16 protein-coding genes and 1 tRNA gene are annotated in these 20338 nt (G+C 36.4%); 15 read left to right on the top strand and 2 right to left on the bottom strand.

The annotated features are described in order from the left end of the window. The first annotated feature begins 19 nt into the window (after positions 1-19). From ftsH to pta, 5 genes are all read left to right on the top strand, one after another. The gene (ftsH, locus tag JDW14_07785) at positions 20-2107 is read left to right on the top strand and encodes an ATP-dependent zinc metalloprotease FtsH (GenBank protein QQD65186.1); all 2088 of its coding nucleotides are present in this window, start codon (positions 20-22) and stop codon (positions 2105-2107) included. Positions 2108-2517: 410 nt separating this feature from the next. Next, positions 2518-3399, top strand: a complete 882-nt coding sequence (hslO, locus tag JDW14_07780) for an Hsp33 family molecular chaperone HslO (GenBank protein QQD65185.1) — start codon at positions 2518-2520, stop codon at positions 3397-3399. A 1-nt stretch (position 3400) separates the two neighbouring features. Beyond that, positions 3401-4426: a tRNA dihydrouridine synthase DusB gene (gene dusB / locus JDW14_07775; GenBank protein QQD65184.1), complete on the top strand. Its 1026-nt coding sequence runs from the start codon at positions 3401-3403 to the stop codon at positions 4424-4426. Between the two features lie 246 nt (positions 4427-4672). After that, complete coding sequence (locus tag JDW14_07770) at positions 4673-5155, top strand: S-ribosylhomocysteine lyase (protein ID QQD66536.1); 483 nt, start codon at positions 4673-4675, stop codon at positions 5153-5155. A gap of 153 nt (positions 5156-5308) precedes the next feature. After that, a complete protein-coding gene (pta, locus tag JDW14_07765; GenBank protein QQD66535.1) occupies positions 5309-6283 on the top strand; it encodes a phosphate acetyltransferase in 975 nt (324 codons plus the stop codon). Positions 6284-6337: 54 nt separating this feature from the next. Here pta and brnQ read toward each other — a convergent pair whose 3' ends face one another. Together brnQ and JDW14_07755 are read right to left on the bottom strand one after the other, a co-directional pair. Continuing rightward, complete coding sequence (brnQ, locus tag JDW14_07760) at positions 6338-7642, bottom strand: branched-chain amino acid transport system II carrier protein (protein ID QQD65183.1); 1305 nt, start codon at positions 7640-7642, stop codon at positions 6338-6340. 156 nt (positions 7643-7798) lie between these two features. Further along, complete coding sequence (locus JDW14_07755; GenBank protein QQD65182.1) at positions 7799-8641, bottom strand: AraC family ligand binding domain-containing protein; 843 nt, start codon at positions 8639-8641, stop codon at positions 7799-7801. Between the two features lie 262 nt (positions 8642-8903). On the opposite strand from JDW14_07755, the gene JDW14_07750 reads away from it, so the two are divergent. The 10 genes from JDW14_07750 (at position 8904) to gdhA (ending at position 20215) form a co-directional block, all read left to right on the top strand. Next, positions 8904-11069 carry an alpha-galactosidase gene (locus JDW14_07750; protein ID QQD65181.1) on the top strand — a complete coding sequence of 722 codons (2166 nt, stop codon included), beginning with the start codon at positions 8904-8906 and terminating at the stop codon, positions 11067-11069. 306 nt (positions 11070-11375) lie between these two features. Next, positions 11376-12602 carry an extracellular solute-binding protein gene (locus tag JDW14_07745; GenBank protein ID QQD65180.1) on the top strand — a complete coding sequence of 409 codons (1227 nt, stop codon included), beginning with the start codon at positions 11376-11378 and terminating at the stop codon, positions 12600-12602. A gap of 109 nt (positions 12603-12711) precedes the next feature. Further along, the gene (locus JDW14_07740; GenBank protein QQD65179.1) at positions 12712-13581 is read left to right on the top strand and encodes a sugar ABC transporter permease; all 870 of its coding nucleotides are present in this window, start codon (positions 12712-12714) and stop codon (positions 13579-13581) included. A gap of 25 nt (positions 13582-13606) precedes the next feature. Then, the gene (locus JDW14_07735) at positions 13607-14428 is read left to right on the top strand and encodes a carbohydrate ABC transporter permease (GenBank protein QQD65178.1); all 822 of its coding nucleotides are present in this window, start codon (positions 13607-13609) and stop codon (positions 14426-14428) included. A gap of 256 nt (positions 14429-14684) precedes the next feature. Continuing rightward, on the top strand, positions 14685-16307 hold the full coding sequence (locus tag JDW14_07730) for an alpha-glucosidase (protein ID QQD65177.1): 1623 nt from the start codon (positions 14685-14687) through the stop codon (positions 16305-16307). Between the two features lie 97 nt (positions 16308-16404). Then, positions 16405-17154, top strand: coding sequence for a hypothetical protein (locus tag JDW14_07725; GenBank protein ID QQD65176.1), 750 nt, complete (start codon positions 16405-16407; stop codon positions 17152-17154). A gap of 129 nt (positions 17155-17283) precedes the next feature. Continuing rightward, a tRNA-Arg gene (locus JDW14_07720) sits at positions 17284-17357 on the top strand. Positions 17358-17511: 154 nt separating this feature from the next. Further along, positions 17512-18039 (top strand): GNAT family N-acetyltransferase, encoded by a 528-nt coding sequence (locus tag JDW14_07715; protein QQD65175.1) that lies wholly within the window; start codon positions 17512-17514, stop codon positions 18037-18039. A gap of 2 nt (positions 18040-18041) precedes the next feature. Further along, the gene (locus JDW14_07710; protein ID QQD65174.1) at positions 18042-18737 is read left to right on the top strand and encodes a DUF1275 domain-containing protein; all 696 of its coding nucleotides are present in this window, start codon (positions 18042-18044) and stop codon (positions 18735-18737) included. 137 nt (positions 18738-18874) lie between these two features. Then, a complete protein-coding gene (gene gdhA / locus JDW14_07705) occupies positions 18875-20215 on the top strand; it encodes an NADP-specific glutamate dehydrogenase (protein ID QQD65173.1) in 1341 nt (446 codons plus the stop codon). Positions 20216-20338: the final 123 nt, after the last annotated feature.

Below are 20338 nucleotides of genomic sequence, written 5' to 3'. Positions count from 1 at the left end.
AAGGAGGAAAAAACGCTATATGCAGAATCCAAGAAGAAAAAAACAAAATAATCGTAATCTTGGTCCACGTAGTCCGTTTAAAGGTCCATTATTTTATTTAATTGCCGTATTAGCGATGATGGGAGCTTTCCAATTATTTGCTGGCAATATGATGTTAAATGGTAATACAAGTGAAATAACAGCGACAGAATTTATAGAAAAATTATCAGAGGATAAAATTAAGTCTTTTGAAATTCAAGCTGGTGCTGGCTCATATAATATTCGTGGTGAGTATGAACCAACTGCTGAAACACAAAAAACAGAGCGTGATAATTTTATTCAAGTATTGCAAAATGCCAATACGACAAAACGCTTTACTACACGTGTATTAGGAAATGATACGACACTCGCTCAAATTATGAAATTAGCACAAGAGAATAAAACAGAAGTGAAGACGATAGCAGAATCTAATTTAGAAATGTGGCTATCTTTAATTCCTTTCTTATTATTAATTCCAGGCTTTGTTTTTCTTTTTTCAATGTTCCAACAAGGTGGCGGTGGTGGACGTGGTGTGATGAACTTCGGTAAAACACGTTCACGTGAAGTATCAAAAGAGAAAGTCAAAGTACGTTTCTCAGATGTTGCCGGTGCTGAAGAAGAAAAATTAGAATTAGTTGAAATCGTTGATTTCCTTAAAAATCCTAAGAAATATACTGACTTAGGTGCTCGTATTCCGGCAGGTGTCTTATTAGAGGGACCCCCAGGGACTGGTAAAACATTGCTTGCGAAAGCCGTAGCTGGTGAAGCTGGTGTACCATTCTTCAGTATTTCAGGTTCTGAGTTTGTGGAAATGTTTGTTGGGGTCGGTGCAAGTCGTGTTCGTGATTTATTTGAAAATGCGAAGAAAAGTGCTCCAGCCATTGTCTTTATCGATGAAATTGATGCTGTTGGACGTCAACGTGGTGCCGGTATGGGTGGTGGCCATGATGAGCGTGAGCAAACTTTAAACCAATTATTAGTTGAAATGGATGGTTTTGAAGGAAGTGAAGCGGTTATCGTCATTGCAGCGACCAACCGTTCAGATGTCTTAGACCCAGCGTTATTACGTCCAGGACGTTTTGACCGTCAAATTTTAGTTGGTAATCCAGATGTTAAAGGACGTGAAGCGATTTTACGTGTTCATTCACGTAATAAAAAGTTTGCGCCAGATGTGGATTTAAAAGTATTAGCACAACAAACACCGGGTTATTCAGGTGCTGAATTAGAAAATGTCTTGAATGAAGCAGCCTTAGTAGCAGCTCGTTTCAACCGTAAGCATATTACACGCTTGGATTTAGACGAAGCACAAGACCGTGTGGTAGCTGGACCAGCAAAAGTAGACCAAGTGATGTCTAAAAAACAACGACGTACAATTGCTTTCCATGAGGCAGGTCATACAGTAGTTGGTATGGTGTTAAGTGATGCACGTACAGTTCATAAAGTAACGATTGTGCCACGTGGTCGTGCCGGTGGTTATGCGATTATGTTACCAAAAGAAGACCGATTCATCGTGACGAAAACAGAAATGTACGAGCAAGTAGTTGGGTTATTAGGTGGACGTGTTGCAGAAGAAATCGTCTTTAACTCTCAATCGACAGGTGCAAGTAATGACTTTGAACAAGCAACTAATTTAGTTCGTGCCATGGTAACAGAATATGGTATGTCAGAAAAATTAGGTACGGTTCAATTTGAGGGTAATCAAAAAGTATTTGTCGGTCGTCAATATGGACAAAATGCACATTATTCTGAGCAAGTTGCTTATGAAATCGACTTAGAGATTCGCCGTATTATGCGTGAAGCGTACGAAGAGGCACACCATATTATTAATGAACATCGTGAGCAATTAAATGTGATTGCTGAAAAATTATTAGAAGTCGAAACATTGGATCGCCGTCAAATCAAAGCATTGTTTGAAACTGGTGAAATGCCAGTGGAGGAACAAAAAGATAATGCAGAAGAAGTGACACCAGCAAGTTACGATGATATTAAACGCAAAGTGGTTGAAGAAAGCCATGAGGCAGTAATTGCTGAGTCTGAACAAGAAACACAGGTTGAAGAAAATCCATATGATGCTGATGATGCATTGTAAAATGAGTGTAATCAGGATAACTAAGTATTTTTCTTAGTTATCCTGATTTTTATATGAGCGTTTTGGTGGAAATACAAGAATAAATATTTGGATAATATAGTTTTCAGAAAATTGTAAAATTAATATTGAAACAATTGTTTAAAATTAATTCTATTGATGATATTTTACAAAGCCTATTAACTAATGTGTCAGACAAATAAATCTTTTAGGCAAACCATTCGCAATTACAATCATTTTTTGGTAGACTAAAGCGTGTTTGATAGAAAAAGCAACAAAGTGAGTGGATTGGCATTACAGATAGAATCGCTATCTAGCATTGGTTTAATTGTTAGGCATTGATTTAGGATGCAACAATAAAATATTCTCATTTACTAATTCACAACTATATATAGAAAGGAAATAACAAATAAATGACAGATCAAATTTTAAAAGCATTAGCATTCGACGGACAGGTACGTGTATTTGTCTTGGACTTAACTCAATCAGTTGATGAGGCACATCGCCGTCACGATACTTGGCATACAGCGACAGCTGCATTAGGGCGTACATTAGTAGCGACGAGTTTATTAGCATCAAATCTGAAAGGCGAAGACCGTATCAGTGTTGAAATTTTAGGAGAAGGTCCAGTTGGTCGCATTATTACTGACGGAGATTCTGTTGGTAATGTACGAGGCTATATTCAAAATCCACATGTGGCATTAGAATTAAATAGTAAAGGTAAATTAGATGTAGCGGGTGCAGTTGGCCTACCAGGCACACTAACTGTTCGTAAATATATTACAGGAACAGATGAACCATTTTCAGGACAAGTACCAATGATTAGTGGTGAGTTAGCAGAAGACTTCACTTATTATATGGCGATTTCCGAGCAAACACCGTCTTCAATCGGATTGAGTGTTTTAGTTAATCCGGATGAATCGGTGGCAGCAGCAGGTGGTTTTATGATTCAAGTCATGCCAGGTGCAACGGAAGAAACAATTACTATTTTGGAACAACGAATCAATGCGATTGGGCGTTTTTCGGACTTATTAGACCAAAAGAAACCATTAGAAGAATTATTAGATATTTTAGTTGGTGAGGGAAATTCACAAATTTTAGATAAGCATGATGTTGCTTTTTACTGCCCTTGTAGCAAAGAGCGTTTCGCTAATAGCTTAAAAATGATTGGTAATACTGAACTTCAAGCAATTATTGACGAAGACGGTCAAGCAGAAACAGTATGTCATTATTGTAATGAGCATTATCATTTTACAAAAAAAGAGTTAGAATCATTATTAACGGTAGGAGAATAAGATGTTTAAAATAGGAGATATTCAAATTGATAATCCCATTGTAGTGGCACCAATGGCAGGTGTTTCTAACTCTGCTTTTCGTACAATTGTAAAGCAATTTGGTGCTGGGCTTGTAGTTTGTGAGATGATTAGTGATAAAGGGATTCAGTTTCGTAATAAGAAAACATTGAGTATGTTACATATTGCTGAAAATGAGTATCCATTGAGCATTCAAATTATGGGTGGAAATAAAGAAACTCTTGTTGAAGCAGCTAAATATGTGGCTGAAAATACGGATTGTGCTATTATCGATATCAATATGGGTTGTCCAGTGAATAAAGTGATTAAAGCAGAAGCTGGTGCTCGTTGGTTATTAGATCCGAACAAAGTATATGAAATGGTAGCGTCAGTAGTTGATGCTGTTAAAAAACCGGTCACTGTTAAAATGCGAACTGGTTGGGATAATGAGCATTTATATGCGATTGAAAATGCTTTGGCAGCAGAACGAGCAGGAGCAGCAATGGTTGCGATGCATGGGCGTACACGTGTTCAAATGTATGAGGGTAAAGCTGATTGGGATATTTTAGCACAAGTTAAAAAAGAAATTAAGACGATTCCATTCGTAGGTAATGGTGATGTGCGAACACCTGAACAAGCAAAACATTTATTGGATACAACCGGTGTTGACGGTGTCATGGTTGGACGTGCAGCTTTAGGCAATCCATGGATGATTAAGCAAATGGTTCACTATGTTACAACAGGTGAATTATTGCCACCGATGACGGCGAGAGAAAAAATTGATACAGCGATTGACCATTTAAACCGTCTAGTCGAATTAAAAGGCGACCGACCAGCAACACGTGAGTTCCGTACGCAAGCTCATTACTATTTAAAAGGTATTCCACGTGCCTCTAAAGTGAAAGTAGCGATTAATGAAACAGAAGAATCAGCTGTTGTGAAACAAATGTTATTAGAATTTGCTGATTTAGCAGAAATGCACGAAGAAAAACAAGCAGAACGCAAATTGGAACGACTAACAAATGAATAAAATAGTGTGAGCGAGGGTGTTCTGGCTTGAATCACTGGAGTAAAGTTCTTGAAGTACGCAAGTACTTCAAGAACTTTGCGAAGTGGACGTCAAGCCAACCCGAGCAAGCCGGAATACATAGTGCGACAACGAGCGTTAGAATCAATGGAATAAAAAGTGCCGGAGTGCAACAGTGCTCCAAGCAAATTACGCATTTCATCTCGTTGGAACTGGATTAACATAGTAAAAGGAGAAACGGCAATGGAAATGGAAAAAATTCCGAGTTTTACGGTCAATCATTTAATACTTGAACCAGGTCTTTATTTATCACGAGAAGACCATGTAGGTAATGCAACATTAAAATCTTATGATTTGCGTTTTACAGCACCTAATTTTGAACCAGTAATGAATACGGCAGAGATTCATACAATCGAACATTTAGCTGCGACATTTTTACGCAATGACCCAATGTATAAGCAAGAAGTAATTTATTTTGGGCCAATGGGTTGTCGAACTGGATTTTATCTAATTTTAACAGATAAAGTGAAACCTACAGCTGTATTGGATTTATTAACACGAACTTTTGAATTCATTCAAGATTATGAAGGTGACATTCCAGGTGCATCAGCACGTGATTGTGGTAATTATTTAGATCAAAATTTACCAATGGCACGCTACTATGCGAAACGTTATGTAGCTGTATTAAAACAATGGACGGATTTAACCTTTAGTTATAAAACAGAAGTTTAAAAAATGCTTACATTTTTTTATGCAGCGTATTGTATTTTAACTAAAAAAGTGTAACAATATAATTAATATAAATAGCGATTTAATCCGGTTATGTGTATTAATAGATATTCAAAACTGTATTAGTCAAAAATTTGGAGGCGAAAAGTAGTGGATATGTTCGTAGAATTAAGTCAAAAAATTTCTGGTAAAGGAATTCGTATTGCTTTCCCTGAGGCAAATGACAGACGTGTATTAGGTGCAGCTGTTCGTTTAAAATCTGATAATTTAGTAGAGCCAGTATTAATTGGTTCGCCAAGTGAGATTAAAGCGTTAGCGTCAGAACAACACTGGAATATCGAGGACTTAACAATTATCGATCCAACTAATTACGATAACTTTGATGCAATGGTAGCAGAATTTGTTGCGGTTCGTAAAGGTAAAGCAACAGAAGAGCAAGCACGTGTTCAATTACAAGATAAAGCGTATTTTGGAACAATGCTTGTTCACATGGGCTTAGCAGACGGTTTAGTATGTGGTGCTGTTTATTCAACAGGTGATACAGTTCGTCCTGCCTTACAAATTATTAAAACAAAACCAGGTGTGAGCCGTACAAGTGGTGCTTTCGTCTTAATTCCACCACAAATGGACGGACAAAAATTAGTATTTGCTGACTGTGCAATCAATATTAATCCTGATGCACAAGCGTTGGCTGAAATTGCTGTTGAATCTGCTCGTACAGCTGAATTATTCGGTATTGAACCACGTGTAGCAATGTTGAGTTTCTCATCTAAAGGTTCTGCTTCTTCTCCAGAAGTTGAAAAAGTTGTGGAAGCAACAAGAATTGCTCAAGAATTAGCACCACAATACCAAATTGACGGTGAATTACAATTTGATGCTGCTTATTCATCAGTTGTTGCTGCACAAAAAGTACCAAATTCAACAGTAGCTGGTTCTGCAACTGTGTATGTATTCCCAGAAATTCAATCTGGTAATATCGGATACAAAATTGCACAACGTTTAGGTAACTATCAAGCAGTTGGCCCAATCTTACAAGGTTTAAACAAACCAGTATCTGACTTATCACGTGGTTGCGTGGAAGAAGATGTTTATAAAGTATCAATCATCACTGCTAATCAAGCGATGATGTAAGATTAAATACTACGAAAACACCGAGAGAACGACGAATTCTCTCGGTGTTTTACTTTATATTGTATTGCGTTTGGCATTCAAATTATGGGCAGCAAAACCAATGAGTAAGATAACGACTGGTATCAACCAATTGAGTCCTTCTGCTGTCAATGGCAGTGAATGAACAAGATTAGTAATTAGTGGAATGGAAATGTTAATGGATTTTAACGCACTAATGACGCTAATGAATGAAACAGTATAAGCAATCACTTTATAAGTTAGTTTTGTGTGATGCAAGCGATGTTCAGTGAGTGATAAAATCACGAGTGTAATGGCAATCGGATAGAGTAACAATAAAATTGGTACGGAATAAGCTAAGATGCCGTCTAAGCCGATATTGGCTAATACTAAACTCCAGATTGTTAAAATGATGACAAATCCATGATAGCTAATCACCGGTATAATTTGATTAAAGAATTGAGAAATTGACGTAATTAAGCCAACACATGTATTAAAGCAGGCTAATACAAAGATTAATCCAAGTGTGATAGAACCGAATAAGCCCATTGTTTTATGGCTTGCTGCTAATAAAATGGCGGCACCATTTGAACCACTCGCCACTTGGTCAGCTCCAGCTTGACCGATAATTGTTAAGGCAAAATACACAATTGCTAATACTAATCCAGCAACTAATCCAGCCTTTGTAGCCGTTTTAGTGATTTTTTCGTCCGATAATTGATACGAACGTAAAACGGTCGCAATCAATAGACCATAATTTAAACCTGCCAATGTATCTAATGTGTTATAACCAGCTAAAAATCCTGTTATAAAAGGTTTTGCTTGGTATTCTACAGTTGGTTCTAAAGTAGCAGTAGGTTGTCCGAAAATGGTAATGAAAAACATGACGGCAATAGCTAACAATAAACTAGGTGTCGTAATTTGTCCAATGCGATGAACAATTTTATTAGGTGACCAGCTGACAGCAGCGACTAATCCGAAAAATACAATCGTATATAAGAGTAAGGAAATTGTATGATGTGATTCATTCAAATAAGGTTGAACTGCCATAGCGAAGGAAGTACTACCTGTACGAGGAATCGCAAGACCAGGTCCGATTGCAATTAAGATACCAATAGTTAAGATGTAGGCGAAAACAGTATCGACTTTTTTACCTAGATTTAACAAGCCATTTGTTTTGACAACAGTGACAATACTTAATACTGGTAGAACGACGGCTGTCATCAAGAAACCAAACCAAGCATGCCAAATATTTGAACCAGCTAATTGTGCAACAGCAGGAGGGAAAATTAAGTTTCCTGCTCCGAAAAAGATTCCAAATGCCATTAAAGCAACGGCAAAGAATTGACGTTTTGTTAACATATAAAGCTCCTTTAAAATAATAATTTCGTTTCTGATATAAGAATATAAAAATTAGTTTTAAATTAGTAAATAATAAAGCAATTCTAATCAACACTAAATTTTTAGTATCATCATAACATATAAGAAAAAAGTAGGCAATTATATTTGAGTGATTAATTATTGTGTCGCATAAAGTTGTTGGCGATATTGTTTAGGTGAAAGTCCTATATATTGCTTAAAGGCTTTAGAAAAATGTAGTGGGTCACGAAATCCAATCGAAAACGCAATAACTTGTACCGGTTCATTGGTTGTTTCGAGTAATTGTTTGGCACGTTTCATGCGAATTTGTAGCAAGTACTCTTTTGGTGATAATTCTGAAAATTGCTTAAATACGGCAGACAAATAGTTGCGTGTAATGGATAATTGTTGTGCCACAGAATGAATGGTTAAATCCACTTTGGTATATTGTGTCGACATAATTTGTTGTGCTTGCATATAGAGCTTATATTGTAAATTTTGAATACTTGATTGTGGGTTAGGTACTGTTTTTGCTATTTGATAGAGTACATCGTAGAGCTTGCTATATATATGTAATTCGTTGATTAAGGTCTTTTGCATTGTGTTTGCTTGATAGACTGTTGATTTGACGGAAAAACCTATTAAATCAGTAGGTGTTTGGGCTGAATTGATTAGCACTGGAATGTCAGCTAGTAATGTTAAGTTAATAAAATCTTTCAGTTTTGTGCCATTCATTCCAATCCAATAATATGACCAAGGGTCGTCTTTATCAGCGTAATAATAGGTTGATTCATTTGGACGCAGTAAAAATAAATCGCCTTTCTTTAATGGATAGCGAATGTTTTGATGTTCAAAAAAACCTTGTCCTTTTTCAATATAATGAAGCACATAATTTTCACGAATTGCTGGGCCAAAAGCATATCCGGGAGGACAATGTTCAAAACCACAAAAATCGAGAGTTAGGTCGATTGAATTGGTTTCATATTCTGAATAATAGTGCATTTTGTATACCTCCATAAAAAGTTCATTATGAGTGTATCACGAATTGTGGAAATGCACCAAATAAGATGATGAATTTAGATTCTCGGGTTCTTCAATATTTTTTGAAATTTTATTTAACATCTTACATTTTTCCATATTTTGCTTGCGCATATCCATTTTGGTAATCGTTTTCTTCGTTTATAATAGAACCAGTGTTAGAGATAGGAATGCACTAGAAACGTGGAATTTCCATTCTAAAGACATACAGTGAGGAGGTAGGAAAATGGTGATTATTGTAAACGATACTCTATTTTATTTACATGGAAAATCGGTGTCAATGATTTTAGAAAATCGTGACGGAATCGTTACCCTTAAACATTTTGGGCGGAAAATAACGAATTATCATTTTTCCAATCAATTACATGAACGAGACCATGCTTTTTCCGGAAATCGAGACCCATTGAACCGAACGTATAGTTATGATACGCAACGTCATATTGTTGGACAACATGGTCTAGGAGACTTTAGGCAGCCGTCAATTCGAATTCAACATCAGCAAAATGAATGGACAGATTTGAAACTGGTTGACTATAAGGTAATGAAAGGACATGAACAGGCTGATAAATTGCCAAATCCACATGGGTTAGAAGAAGCAGAAACACTGCAGTTAATTTTTAAAGATGAATTAGCAGGCATTCGTTATGAATTGTTCTACACTGTTAGTGATGAAGTCGATACGATTACGCAATTTGTTCGAGTGACCAATGAATCGAAACAGCCGATTGTCTTACACCGTGTTTTAAGTACAATGCTAGATGTTCCGGCGAAACCGTACGATGTAGTGACACTACAAGGGTCGTATGGGCGAGAAAAAACAGTGCGTCGTCAATCGGTCACGCAAGGAATTTTCTCGATTGAATCAAATCGTGGAGCTTCAGGACATGCTCAGACACCGGCTTTGATTTTATGTGACCAACGAGCAACGGATAATCAAGGTGAAGCAATCGCATTACAATTAATGTACAGTGGAAATTTCCAAGCGTTTGTTCAACAAAATCAATTAAATGAAATTCGTTTAGGTATTGGGATTAATGATGATAATTTCTCATGGGAATTAGCCCCACAAACGTCATTTGATTCACCAGTTGCATTGCTTTCATATAGTGCAAATGGTTTGCAAGGTTTGACGAGTGAAAGCCAGTCCTATATTAAGCAACATATTATTCCGGCAGCATTTTCAGATAAAGAGCGACCAATTTTAATTAATAATTGGGAAGCGACGTATTTTAATTTCAATAAAGAAAAATTATTGGAAATTGTTGATGAAGCAGCTGCATTAGGCATGGAGTTATTTGTACTAGATGACGGCTGGTTTGGTAATCGATTCGATGATAATCGTGCACTGGGTGATTGGTATGTAAATGAAACTAAATTAGGTGGCTCTTTAGCAGAATTGATTAAAGAAGTTCATCAACGTGGTTTACAGTTTGGATTGTGGATTGAGCCTGAAATGATTTCGCAGGAGAGTGACTTGTATCAAGAACACCCTGAATGGGTGATTCAAGTGCCAGGGCGTGAGCATACTTATTCACGTAATCAATTAGTGTTGGATTACAGCAATCCAGAAGTTGTCCAATATATGAAAAAATTATTTGATGACTTGCTATCGACCCATGAAATCGATTATATTAAATGGGATATGAATCGCAATATGACGAATATCGGAAATGGGGATAGCTATTTAGCGACACGTGCACAATCGCATCGTTATATGTTAGGTGTTTATGAATTAGCAGCACATTTGACTGAAAATCATCCAACAGTTTTATTTGAAAGCTGTTCTGGTGGCGGTGGCCGTAATGATTTGGGTATGATGCGTTACTTCCCACAAGTTTGGGCGAGTGATAATACTGATGCTATTTGTCGCTTGGATATTCAATATGGTTCGAATTTCTTATATCCAACGATTAGTATGGGTTCACATGTATCAGCTGTACCGAATCATCAAGTGAATCGTTTGACGAGTATTCAGACTCGTGGTGATGTAGCGATGATGGGCAATTTAGGATATGAGTTAGACTTAACTCAATTGAGCGATGAAGAAAAAGCCATTGTGAAAGAGCAAGTAGAACGTTATAAAACAATTCGTTCCACTGTTCAAAATGGGAAATTTTATCGCTTGATTAATCCAGATGAACTGCGTAATGAAGTTGCTGTACAGTATTCAGATGAAGAACAAACAGTTGTGACTTACGTACGTATTTTATCTACGATTGAAACCATTGAATCAACCCTTTATTTAAAAGGACTAGAAGAAGATACTGTATATGAATTGGCAGAAACAGGATTATGTTATTCCGGTGCTGAGTTAATGTATGCCGGCTTAACAATGGTCTTACCAGCAGGAGATTTCCTAAGTCAACAATTAGTATTTAAAAGAATAGTGTGACAACGAGCGTTTTGAAATGAACCACTGGAGTAAAAAGCGTTGGAGTGCATCAGCACTCCAAGCATTTTGCGAAGTGGACGTCATTTCAGCGAGTTGGAGCCAGAATAAAAATAGTGTGAGCGAGGGTGCTATGCCTCGAATCACTGGAGCAGAGGTCGTAGAAGCGTAAAGACGCTTCGGAGAGCTATGTGAAGTGGACGTCGAGGCAACCCGAGCGAACCGGAATAAAATAGTGTGACAACAAGTTGAAAAAAATATCATTTTAACTTGTTGGAATCAGAGCAAAAGAAAAGGAGTTTTTTTAATATGAAAAAATTAGTTGCATTATTAGCTGCTTCATCAGCTTTATTATCAGGATTACAAGTGTATGCACAAGACGGAAAATTAGAAGTTTTTAACCAAAAACGTGAAATGCAAGCTGTGTTACAAGAAATCGTCGATGATTTCAATAAAGAAAATGGAACACAAGTTGAATTAGTAACTGTTCCAGATGCAGGAAATGTATTAAAAACACGTATGGCTAATGGTGAAGCTCCAGATATTATTAATATTTACCCACAAAATATGGATTTTCAATTATGGGCTAAAGACGGACAATTTGTTGATTTAACAGAACAAGAATTTTTATCAAAATTAAAACCAGGTTCAGCTGAACAATATGCAGTTGACGGTAAAGTATATAACTTGCCATTAACAACAAATGCTTGGGGATTCTTCTATAATGTGGATAAATTTGAAGAATTAGGTTTAGAAGTACCAAAAACTTGGGCAGAATTTGAAGCATTAGTAGCTGCCATTCAAGAAAAAGGTGAAACACCATTTGCTGGTTCATTCTCAACAGCAGATTCTTGGTCATTAAATGGTTATCATCAATTAGCTTGGGCAACAGTTGCGGGTGGATTCGATGGAGCAAATGCTTACTTACGTCATAGCGACCAAGGTGCAATTAAAGGTGACGACGCTCAATTACAAGCTGTTGCTCAACGCTTACGTTTACTAACAGGTACAGCACAAAAAAATGCTAATGGAGCTTCTTATGCTGATGCAGTCGCAACATTTGCTAAAGGTGAAGCATTAATTCTGCCGCAAGGTATCTGGGCATTACCAGCAATTAATGAGCAAAAACCAGGATTTAAAGTTGCATCATTCCCATTCCCTGGTGAAAAAGAAGGCGAAGCGATGACAGTAGGTGCAGCCGATTTAGCATTCTCAATTGCAGAATCTTCTAAAAACAAAGAATTAGCTGTTAAATTCTTAGATTACTTATCAAATGAAGATGTTTTACGCAAATACTATGCAGTTGACGGAATGCCAACTTCTTTAACAGCTTTAGAAAACGAAAGTGCATTTGAAGAAACTAAAGGTATCACTGATTTAGCCTTTACTGAAAAACAAATTGTATGGTTACAAAAAGAATGGGATTCTGAAGAAGGATTCTGGCATTTAACGACTGACTTCATCAATGATGATTCAGCAACACCAGATGCATTAGCACAATACTTAAACAACTTCTTCGATACGATGAAACGTTAATCAATTAAAGTTATGAATGGGCAAAAAGTGGATAAGACAAATTTACGATGCCACTTTTTGCCTCATTTATTTTAATGAAAGACAAAAAAAGTAAATGAGGTGGAATGGAATGAAAGGGAAGTTTTTAGCAAGAAACTGGGGTTATTTGTTTGTGGTGGTACCCATCATGTTACAACTCATTTTCTTTTTTTATCCTTTATTAAGAGGGTTTATGTATAGTTTAACGAACTGGTCAGGTTTAACACGAAATTATGATTATATTGGATTTGAAAATTTTGTACGTATTTTTTCTGACAACCGATTTATTACGAGTATTCAATTTACGGTAGTATTTACGTTAGCATTGATTATTGGCGAAATTGTCATTGGTTTAGCTGTTGCCTTGCTATTAAATGAAAAAATTCCAGCTGTCGGCTTTTTTAGAACTGCCTATTTCTTCCCAGCAGTATTGAGTACCGTAACAGTGGGATTAATATTTAATCAGCTATTCAACTATGGCTTACCACAAATTGGTGAATGGTTAAATATTGAATGGCTACAAGGTAACTTATTAGCTAGTCCAAAGACAGTTGTTTGGGGTGTTATCTTTGTGGCATTATGGCAAGGTGTTGCGATGCCAATCATTATTTTCTTAGCAGGGATTCAAAGTATTCCAACGGATATTACGGAAGCAGCTCAAATTGACGGTGCTAATAAGTGGGAATTATTCTTCAAAATTAAGTTGCCGTATTTATTACCGTCTGTTAGTATGGTGTTCATCTTAGCTTTAAAGAGTGGGCTAACGGCTTTTGATAATATCTATGCTTTAACAGGTGGTGGCCCTCAAAATAAAACAACAAGTTTAGGATTGCTAGTTTATAATACAGCCTTTAAAACGAATGAAGTGGGTTATGCTAATGCGATTGCAGTGGTATTATTCATTATTATTGTAGTTATTTCAGTCTTACAAATGCGTATCAGTAAGAAATTTGAGCTCTAGAACATCGAGTGAGGAGGGATATTAGATGAAAGCGAAAAAAACAGCTGTTTTTGCAGCCTTAGTTGCAGGGCTACTCTTGATTTTTGTGCCGATGTATTTGACGTTGACGAGTTCTTTTAAAGAAACCTCTCAAATTACGAGTGATTTCTTTGGATTACCGAATCCATTTACATTATTCAACTTTGAACGTGTATTTAAAGACGGTTTATCAATGCACTTTATTAACTCTGGTATTATTACAGTCGTATCAATTGCGTTAATTATTTTAGTGATTCCAATGGCTGGGTATGCGTTAGTGCGTCATATGCAACGTAAAAAATCGTATCAAATGATTTACACATTATTAATTATTGGAATTTTCGTGCCATTCCAAGTGATTATGTTACCTTTAACAAATTTAATGGGAAAACTAAATTTAGCAAATATTCCTGGTTTAATTATTTTGTATCTAACATTTGCGATTCCACAGACATTGTTTTTATATACAGGATATATTCGTTCGGTAATACCGGCTGAATTAGATGAAGCAGCTTCAATTGACGGCTGCAATCCGATTCAAACATATTTTAAAATTATTTTTCCGGTATTAAAACCAATGCACGCAACGGTTTTAATTATCAATGCATTATGGATATGGAATGATTTCCTATTACCATTATTGATGTTGAACCGCAATAAAGATTCATGGACATTACCATTGTTCCAATATAACTATCAAGGACAATATTTTAGTGATTTTGGACCGTCATTTGCATCATATGTGATTGGTATCGTAGCAATCTTAATCGTTTATTTAATCTTCCAACGTAATATCATTTCAGGTATGGCGAATGGAGCAATCAAATAAAAAATAGTGTGACAACGAGTGTTTTGAAATGAACCACTGGAGTAAAAAAGTTGGAGTGCATCAGCACTCCAAGCATTTTGTGAAGTGGACGTCGAGGCAGCTCGAGCGAGCCGGAATAATATAGTGTGAGCTAGTGGAACTTGAGGTTAGCTAAGCGAACTAGAATAAAATCAAGGGGGCATTGGCAAAGTTCAATTCAGTTATATGAGGTGAACAAGGTCAATGTGCCTTTTTTGACTATGAAAGGAAGAAGACAATGGAACAACATTGGTGGCAAAATGTCGTGGTATATCAAGTATATCCACGCAGTTTTCAAGATTCAAATGGTGACGGCATCGGTGATTTACAAGGGATTATTTCACGCTTAGATTATTTAGAAAAGCTAGGTATTGGTGCGATTTGGCTCAGTCCAGTTTATGCATCGCCCAATCGGGATAATGGTTATGATATTAGTGATTATTTAGCGATTATGACTGAATTTGGAACAATGGCAGATATGGAGCGATTAATTTCAGAAGCTAAAAAACGCAATATTGAGATTATTATGGATTTAGTTGTGAATCATTCGAGTGACCAACATGCGTGGTTTGTTGAGGCGAGAAAATCAAAAGACAATCCGTATCGTGATTATTATATTTGGCGTGATGCAGTTGACGGTAAGGAACCGAATGAGTTGCAGGCGGCATGGAATGAAAGTGCATGGCAATGGGATGAAGTAACAGGACAATATTATTTCCATTTGTTTAGTAAAGAGCAACCAGATTTGAACTGGGATAATCCTCGTTTACGACAAGAAGTGTACGATATGATGAATCAATGGGTCGATAAGGGAATTGGTGGTTTCCGTATGGATGTGATTGATTTAATTGGGAAAATACCAGATGAATCGATTACGGTTAATGGCCCTAAGTTACATGATTATTTACAAGAAATGCATCGAGAAGTATTGGCAGGTCATGATTTGATGACGGTTGGAGAGACATGGAGTGCTGATGTTGAAAGAGCGAAATTGTACTCTAATCCGGAACGTAAGGAATTGTCGATGATTTTCCAATTTGAGCATATCATGCTTGACCAAGCAGGTAGTGAAAAATGGGATTTAGCACCTTTAAGCATTCCAAAGCTGAAAATAGCATTGAGTCGTTATCAAACAGAATTAGGTAATGACGGCTGGAATAGTTTATTCTGGAATAATCATGATACGCCTCGTATTGTCAGTCGTTGGGGAAATGATAAAGAGTGGCGTGAACGTAGTGCCAAATTATTTGCGATTTTATTACATACGATGAAAGGTACACCCTATATTTATCAAGGAGAAGAAATTGGAATGACTAATCGTCCGATTGAATCGATTGACCAAGCGGATGATATTGAATCTATTAATTTTTATCATGATGCGTTAAGTCGTGGGATTTCTCATGACCAAGCGATACGTTCAATCAATGCTAAGGGACGTGATAATGCTCGTACGCCTATGCAATGGGATTCGACACCACATGCAGGGTTTACTAATGGGAAGCCATGGTTGGCAGTCAATGAAAATTATGTCGAAATTAATGTTGAATCAGCATTAGATAATCCAGATTCTATTTTTTATACTTATCAACGCTTAATTCAGTTGCGTAAAAATCATTCAATTGTCACTTGGGGTGAATACAAATTATTGGATACGGTTGATAATGTGTTTGCGTTTGAACGTTTGTTTGAAGATGAGGTGTGGGTGACCGTTGCTAATATTAGTGCTGACAATCAAGGGATTGATTTATCCGGTTATCAGTGGCATGAAACCTTAATCTCGAATATCAACAGTCGCAGCGAATTTAATGGTATTTTACAGTTAGCACCTTATGAAGCCTTTTGTATTCGAGTAACACGATAAGTTATCAAGCTCTTTGAACGATTGTTCAAAGAGCTTTTGCATAGAATTTAGTCAGTGAAATTTGTTATACTGATGTCAGAGAATGCGAGGTGATAGGGTGAATCAGAAAAGAGTATGGTTACTTTTCAAGGTAATTTTTATTGCAGTGGTATGGTTGATGTTATATTTACCAAATCAAGAAGCGATTCAATCCATTATCCAACAAGATAATCAATCGACTTTAGACAAAGTAGTTCAAGTAACTCGTCAATTGTTGAATTTGCCTCTTCCAGAAAAGAATGTAAGTAGTGAGATTATTGGAACAAATCAAACGACATTCGCTAAACCACGGCAATTGAATTCAGCAGTGTATCATCATGATAATTTTCAGTATGCAGAACGTGTGGCACAGCAGTTTAATCAAGACGTGAATTTAGATGAATTGAATCGTATATTTGTTTCTAAAATCAATGAAAAGTATAATGCTGTAAAATCTGTAGGGCAACATCTATCTGAGGGGACGATACAACGTGCAGCACAATTATCAGATTTCCATTATTTGAATGCAGAAACAATAAATGGTGAAAGTTTTGCTAGTTTATTTGAGATTTCTCAAGCAGAAACTCGTATCAGTGAATATTTGTATGAGCTGCATATTGTGGCAACAGATGTTCATTTAAAGACATGGAAAAACAGTGAAATTCTTGCAGACTATTTATTAAAGGCACTGGAGAAAAATGATTTCTTCAATCATGAACAGCAATGGGTATCACAATATATTGCGATAAAAGTGGCTGCTTCCGATTATTTAGTGGACAAATCGCCGTATGTGCGAATGGTAGTGGTTTTGACAATGGATAATCAATGATAGTGGATAGATGACTATTTGTGGTGGAAAAACATCATGTATCAACCCAATCCAAGCAAGGCAAAAAACGAAAAAAATTCTTGACCCACATCACAAAATATTTTATACTGTAATAGTTGGAAACAACACGTCATAGTAGCTCAGCTGGATAGAGCATTCGCCTTCTAAGCGAACGGTCGCAGGTTCGAATCCTGCCTGTGACGTTATGAAATGAAACGGTACGACAATGACTCACTCATTTTCGTATCTTTTTTTGTATTTCAGCTTGAACGGTTGCTTAGTCCCTTTCGAAACAACACGTTCGTAGTTGTGTTATAGTAGTTTGAGAATAAATGAACATGAAAGAGGAGTAGTCTGATGAAGTTAACACTAAGAAAACCTAATTTATCCGATAAAGAAGAGTTAATCGCTTATCGTAATGCATTCGGTGAGACGCCAAACGGTATTGACGGAACATCGTTTTTAACGAGTTATGATTCAATAGAGGAATGGCTGCATTTTTTAGAGATACTGGAGCAGGAAGAAACAGCACCGGATAATTTAGTGCCTGCTCATCAATATGTGTTAGTTGACGACAATCAACGAATATTAGGCATGATTAATTTGCGTTTGAAGTTGAATGATTATTTGGCTCAATATGGGGGTCATGTAGGTTATTCTATATTACCAAATGTGAGAGGACTAGGATTTGGTTCGCAACAGCTTGCCTTATTATTACCAATCGCTCGACAATTAGGTATGGAAAAATTATTGATTACTGCTAGCGAAACGAATGGCGCTTCTCAAAAAGTGATTGAAAATAATGGTGGGGTATTTGAACAATCGGTTCAATTTCTTGAAGAAAATGATGTACTGTATCGTTATTGGTTGACATTGGAGCCATAGTGATGCAAAAAAAATTAGATTTTATTTTGAAGTTTTGGATTCTTTTGTTAACCTTGTCGGCTGGCTTTTTAAATGCATCAGTGTTTTTAACTTATGGAGTGGTCGTAACGCATCATACTGGCACAAGTACGCAAGTAGGTATTAATATTATTCACAAAACATCAGATTCGATTGTATTGTTAGTAGGGTTATTATTCGCTTATATTTTAGGTGCTATGCTGAGTGGTTATGTATTTCATAGTGAAGAATTTGGACCTAAAAAACGTTACGGTTTAACATTAATTTATTTAAGTCTAGGTTTATTTTTAGTGAAATGGTTTCATTTTACTGATCATTTCTTTTTATGGTATGCCAGTTTTATGATGGGGACACAAAATGGTATGTTCGTATTTTATCGTGGAATGGTCATACGTACATCGCATATGACAGGCAATCTAACAGATATTGGGTTAACATTAGGTCGTTGGATACGTGGAAATGACCGACGCTATCGGAACAAATTCACATTTTTATTGGCGAATTGGGTATCTTTTGTTATCGGCTGTATGAGTGCTTCTTTTGCAGTCCAAATTATAGGTAGTAGTGCCTTTTATTTAGCATCTCTTATTTCAGGTTTTGCTGGTTTTTATTACTTTTTATTGTATCATCTATTAAAGCGACATATTAACTCAATACTTGACATTCCAAATAATCGGTAGTTGTGAGAATGTTGAGTATTTTTGAGAAATAGTTTTAGTTTTTAATTTTAATGAAAATTTAATAAGAAAGCATAGGCAGTCAACATTTGTTTGTGCTATACTGTCGATATGAAAAAACCATTAAAGGAGACGGTTGTATGACATTAGCGTATATTTCACGTGTTTATGAAGAATTAGAAAGACGTTTACCACATGAATTAGAATATTTACAAGCAGTAAAAGAATTTTTAGATGCTGTGGAACCTGTGATTGAAGCACACCCAGAGTATGAAAAAGAGGCAGTATTAGAGCGCCTAATTGAGCCAGAAAGAATCATTTCTTTTAGAGTTCCATGGGTAGATGATGCAGGAAATGTACAAGTAAACCGTGGATATCGTGTACAATTCAATTCGTTAAATGGCCCTTATAAAGGTGGTTTACGTTTTCACCCGTCGGTTAACCAAAGTATTTTGAAATTTTTAGGGTTTGAACAAATCTTTAAAAATATATTAACTGGATTACCAATTGGTGGTGGTAAAGGCGGTTCTGATTTTGACCCTAAAGGAAAATCAGACGAAGAAGTGATGCGTTTTTGCCAAAGTTTTATGACAGAATTGAGTCGCCATATTGGTGCTGATGTCGATGTTCCCGCAGGTGATATTGGGGTAGGAGCACGTGAGATTGGTTATTTATATGGTCAATACAAACGTCTGCAATTACCGACTGCGGGTGTCTTAACTGGTAAGCCTATTCCAGCCGGTGGTTCAAAAGGTCGTGCTGAAGCGACAGGTTATGGATTAGTTTATTTCTTAAATGAAATGCTAGCTGAAGCTGGTGAAGTATTAAAAGGTAAAAGAGTAATTATCTCAGGTTCAGGTAATGTTGCTTATTTTGCAGCTCGTAAGGTCGAAGAATTTGGTGGGGTTGTTGTTTCTTTAAGTGACTCTAATCATGCTGTTGTTGCTGAAAATGGTATTAATTTAGATATTATTAAGCAATTGAAAGTTGACGGTCGTGAACGAATTAGTCGTTATGCAGAATTTGATGCCACAGCGACAATTATCGAAGGTTCAATTTGGGATACAGACATTCAAGCAGATGTTGCTCTACCATGTGCAACACAAAATGAAATTAACCACGTCCAAGCAGAACGTTTAGCTAAAAATGGTGTGAAATTTGTTGCTGAGGGAGCAAATATGCCAAGTGACTCTCAAGCGATTGAAGTGTATCGTCAACATGCAATTCATTATGGACCAGGTAAAGCTGCCAATGCTGGTGGAGTTGCTGTTTCAGCCTTGGAAATGAGCCAAAATTCAATGCGTTTAAGCTGGGATGCTGAACGTGTTGACGAAGAATTACAACAAATTATGAAAAATATATTTGCACAATGTATTAAAGCTCGTGATACTTATGATTTAGGTGTGGATTATGGAAAAGCAGCAGACATCGCATCATTTGAACAAGTAGTAACATTGTTATTATTACATGGTGTTATCTAATTAATAAAGTCCGAGAAGGCTGTAAATAAACTTTAAACGGTAGGGTAAGAATGAACGATATGACATTCTTATCCTACCGTTTTCTCGTGCAAAACATAGCATTTTTTAGATTTTTGTATTACA

The sequence above is a fragment of the Aerococcaceae bacterium zg-252 genome (genome assembly GCA_016237705.1).
Lineage (GTDB): Bacteria > Bacillota > Bacilli > Lactobacillales > Aerococcaceae > Globicatella > Globicatella yangjingiae.
Note: the sequence above shows the minus strand (reverse complement) of the source record. Positions and strands in the feature narration are given on the sequence as shown.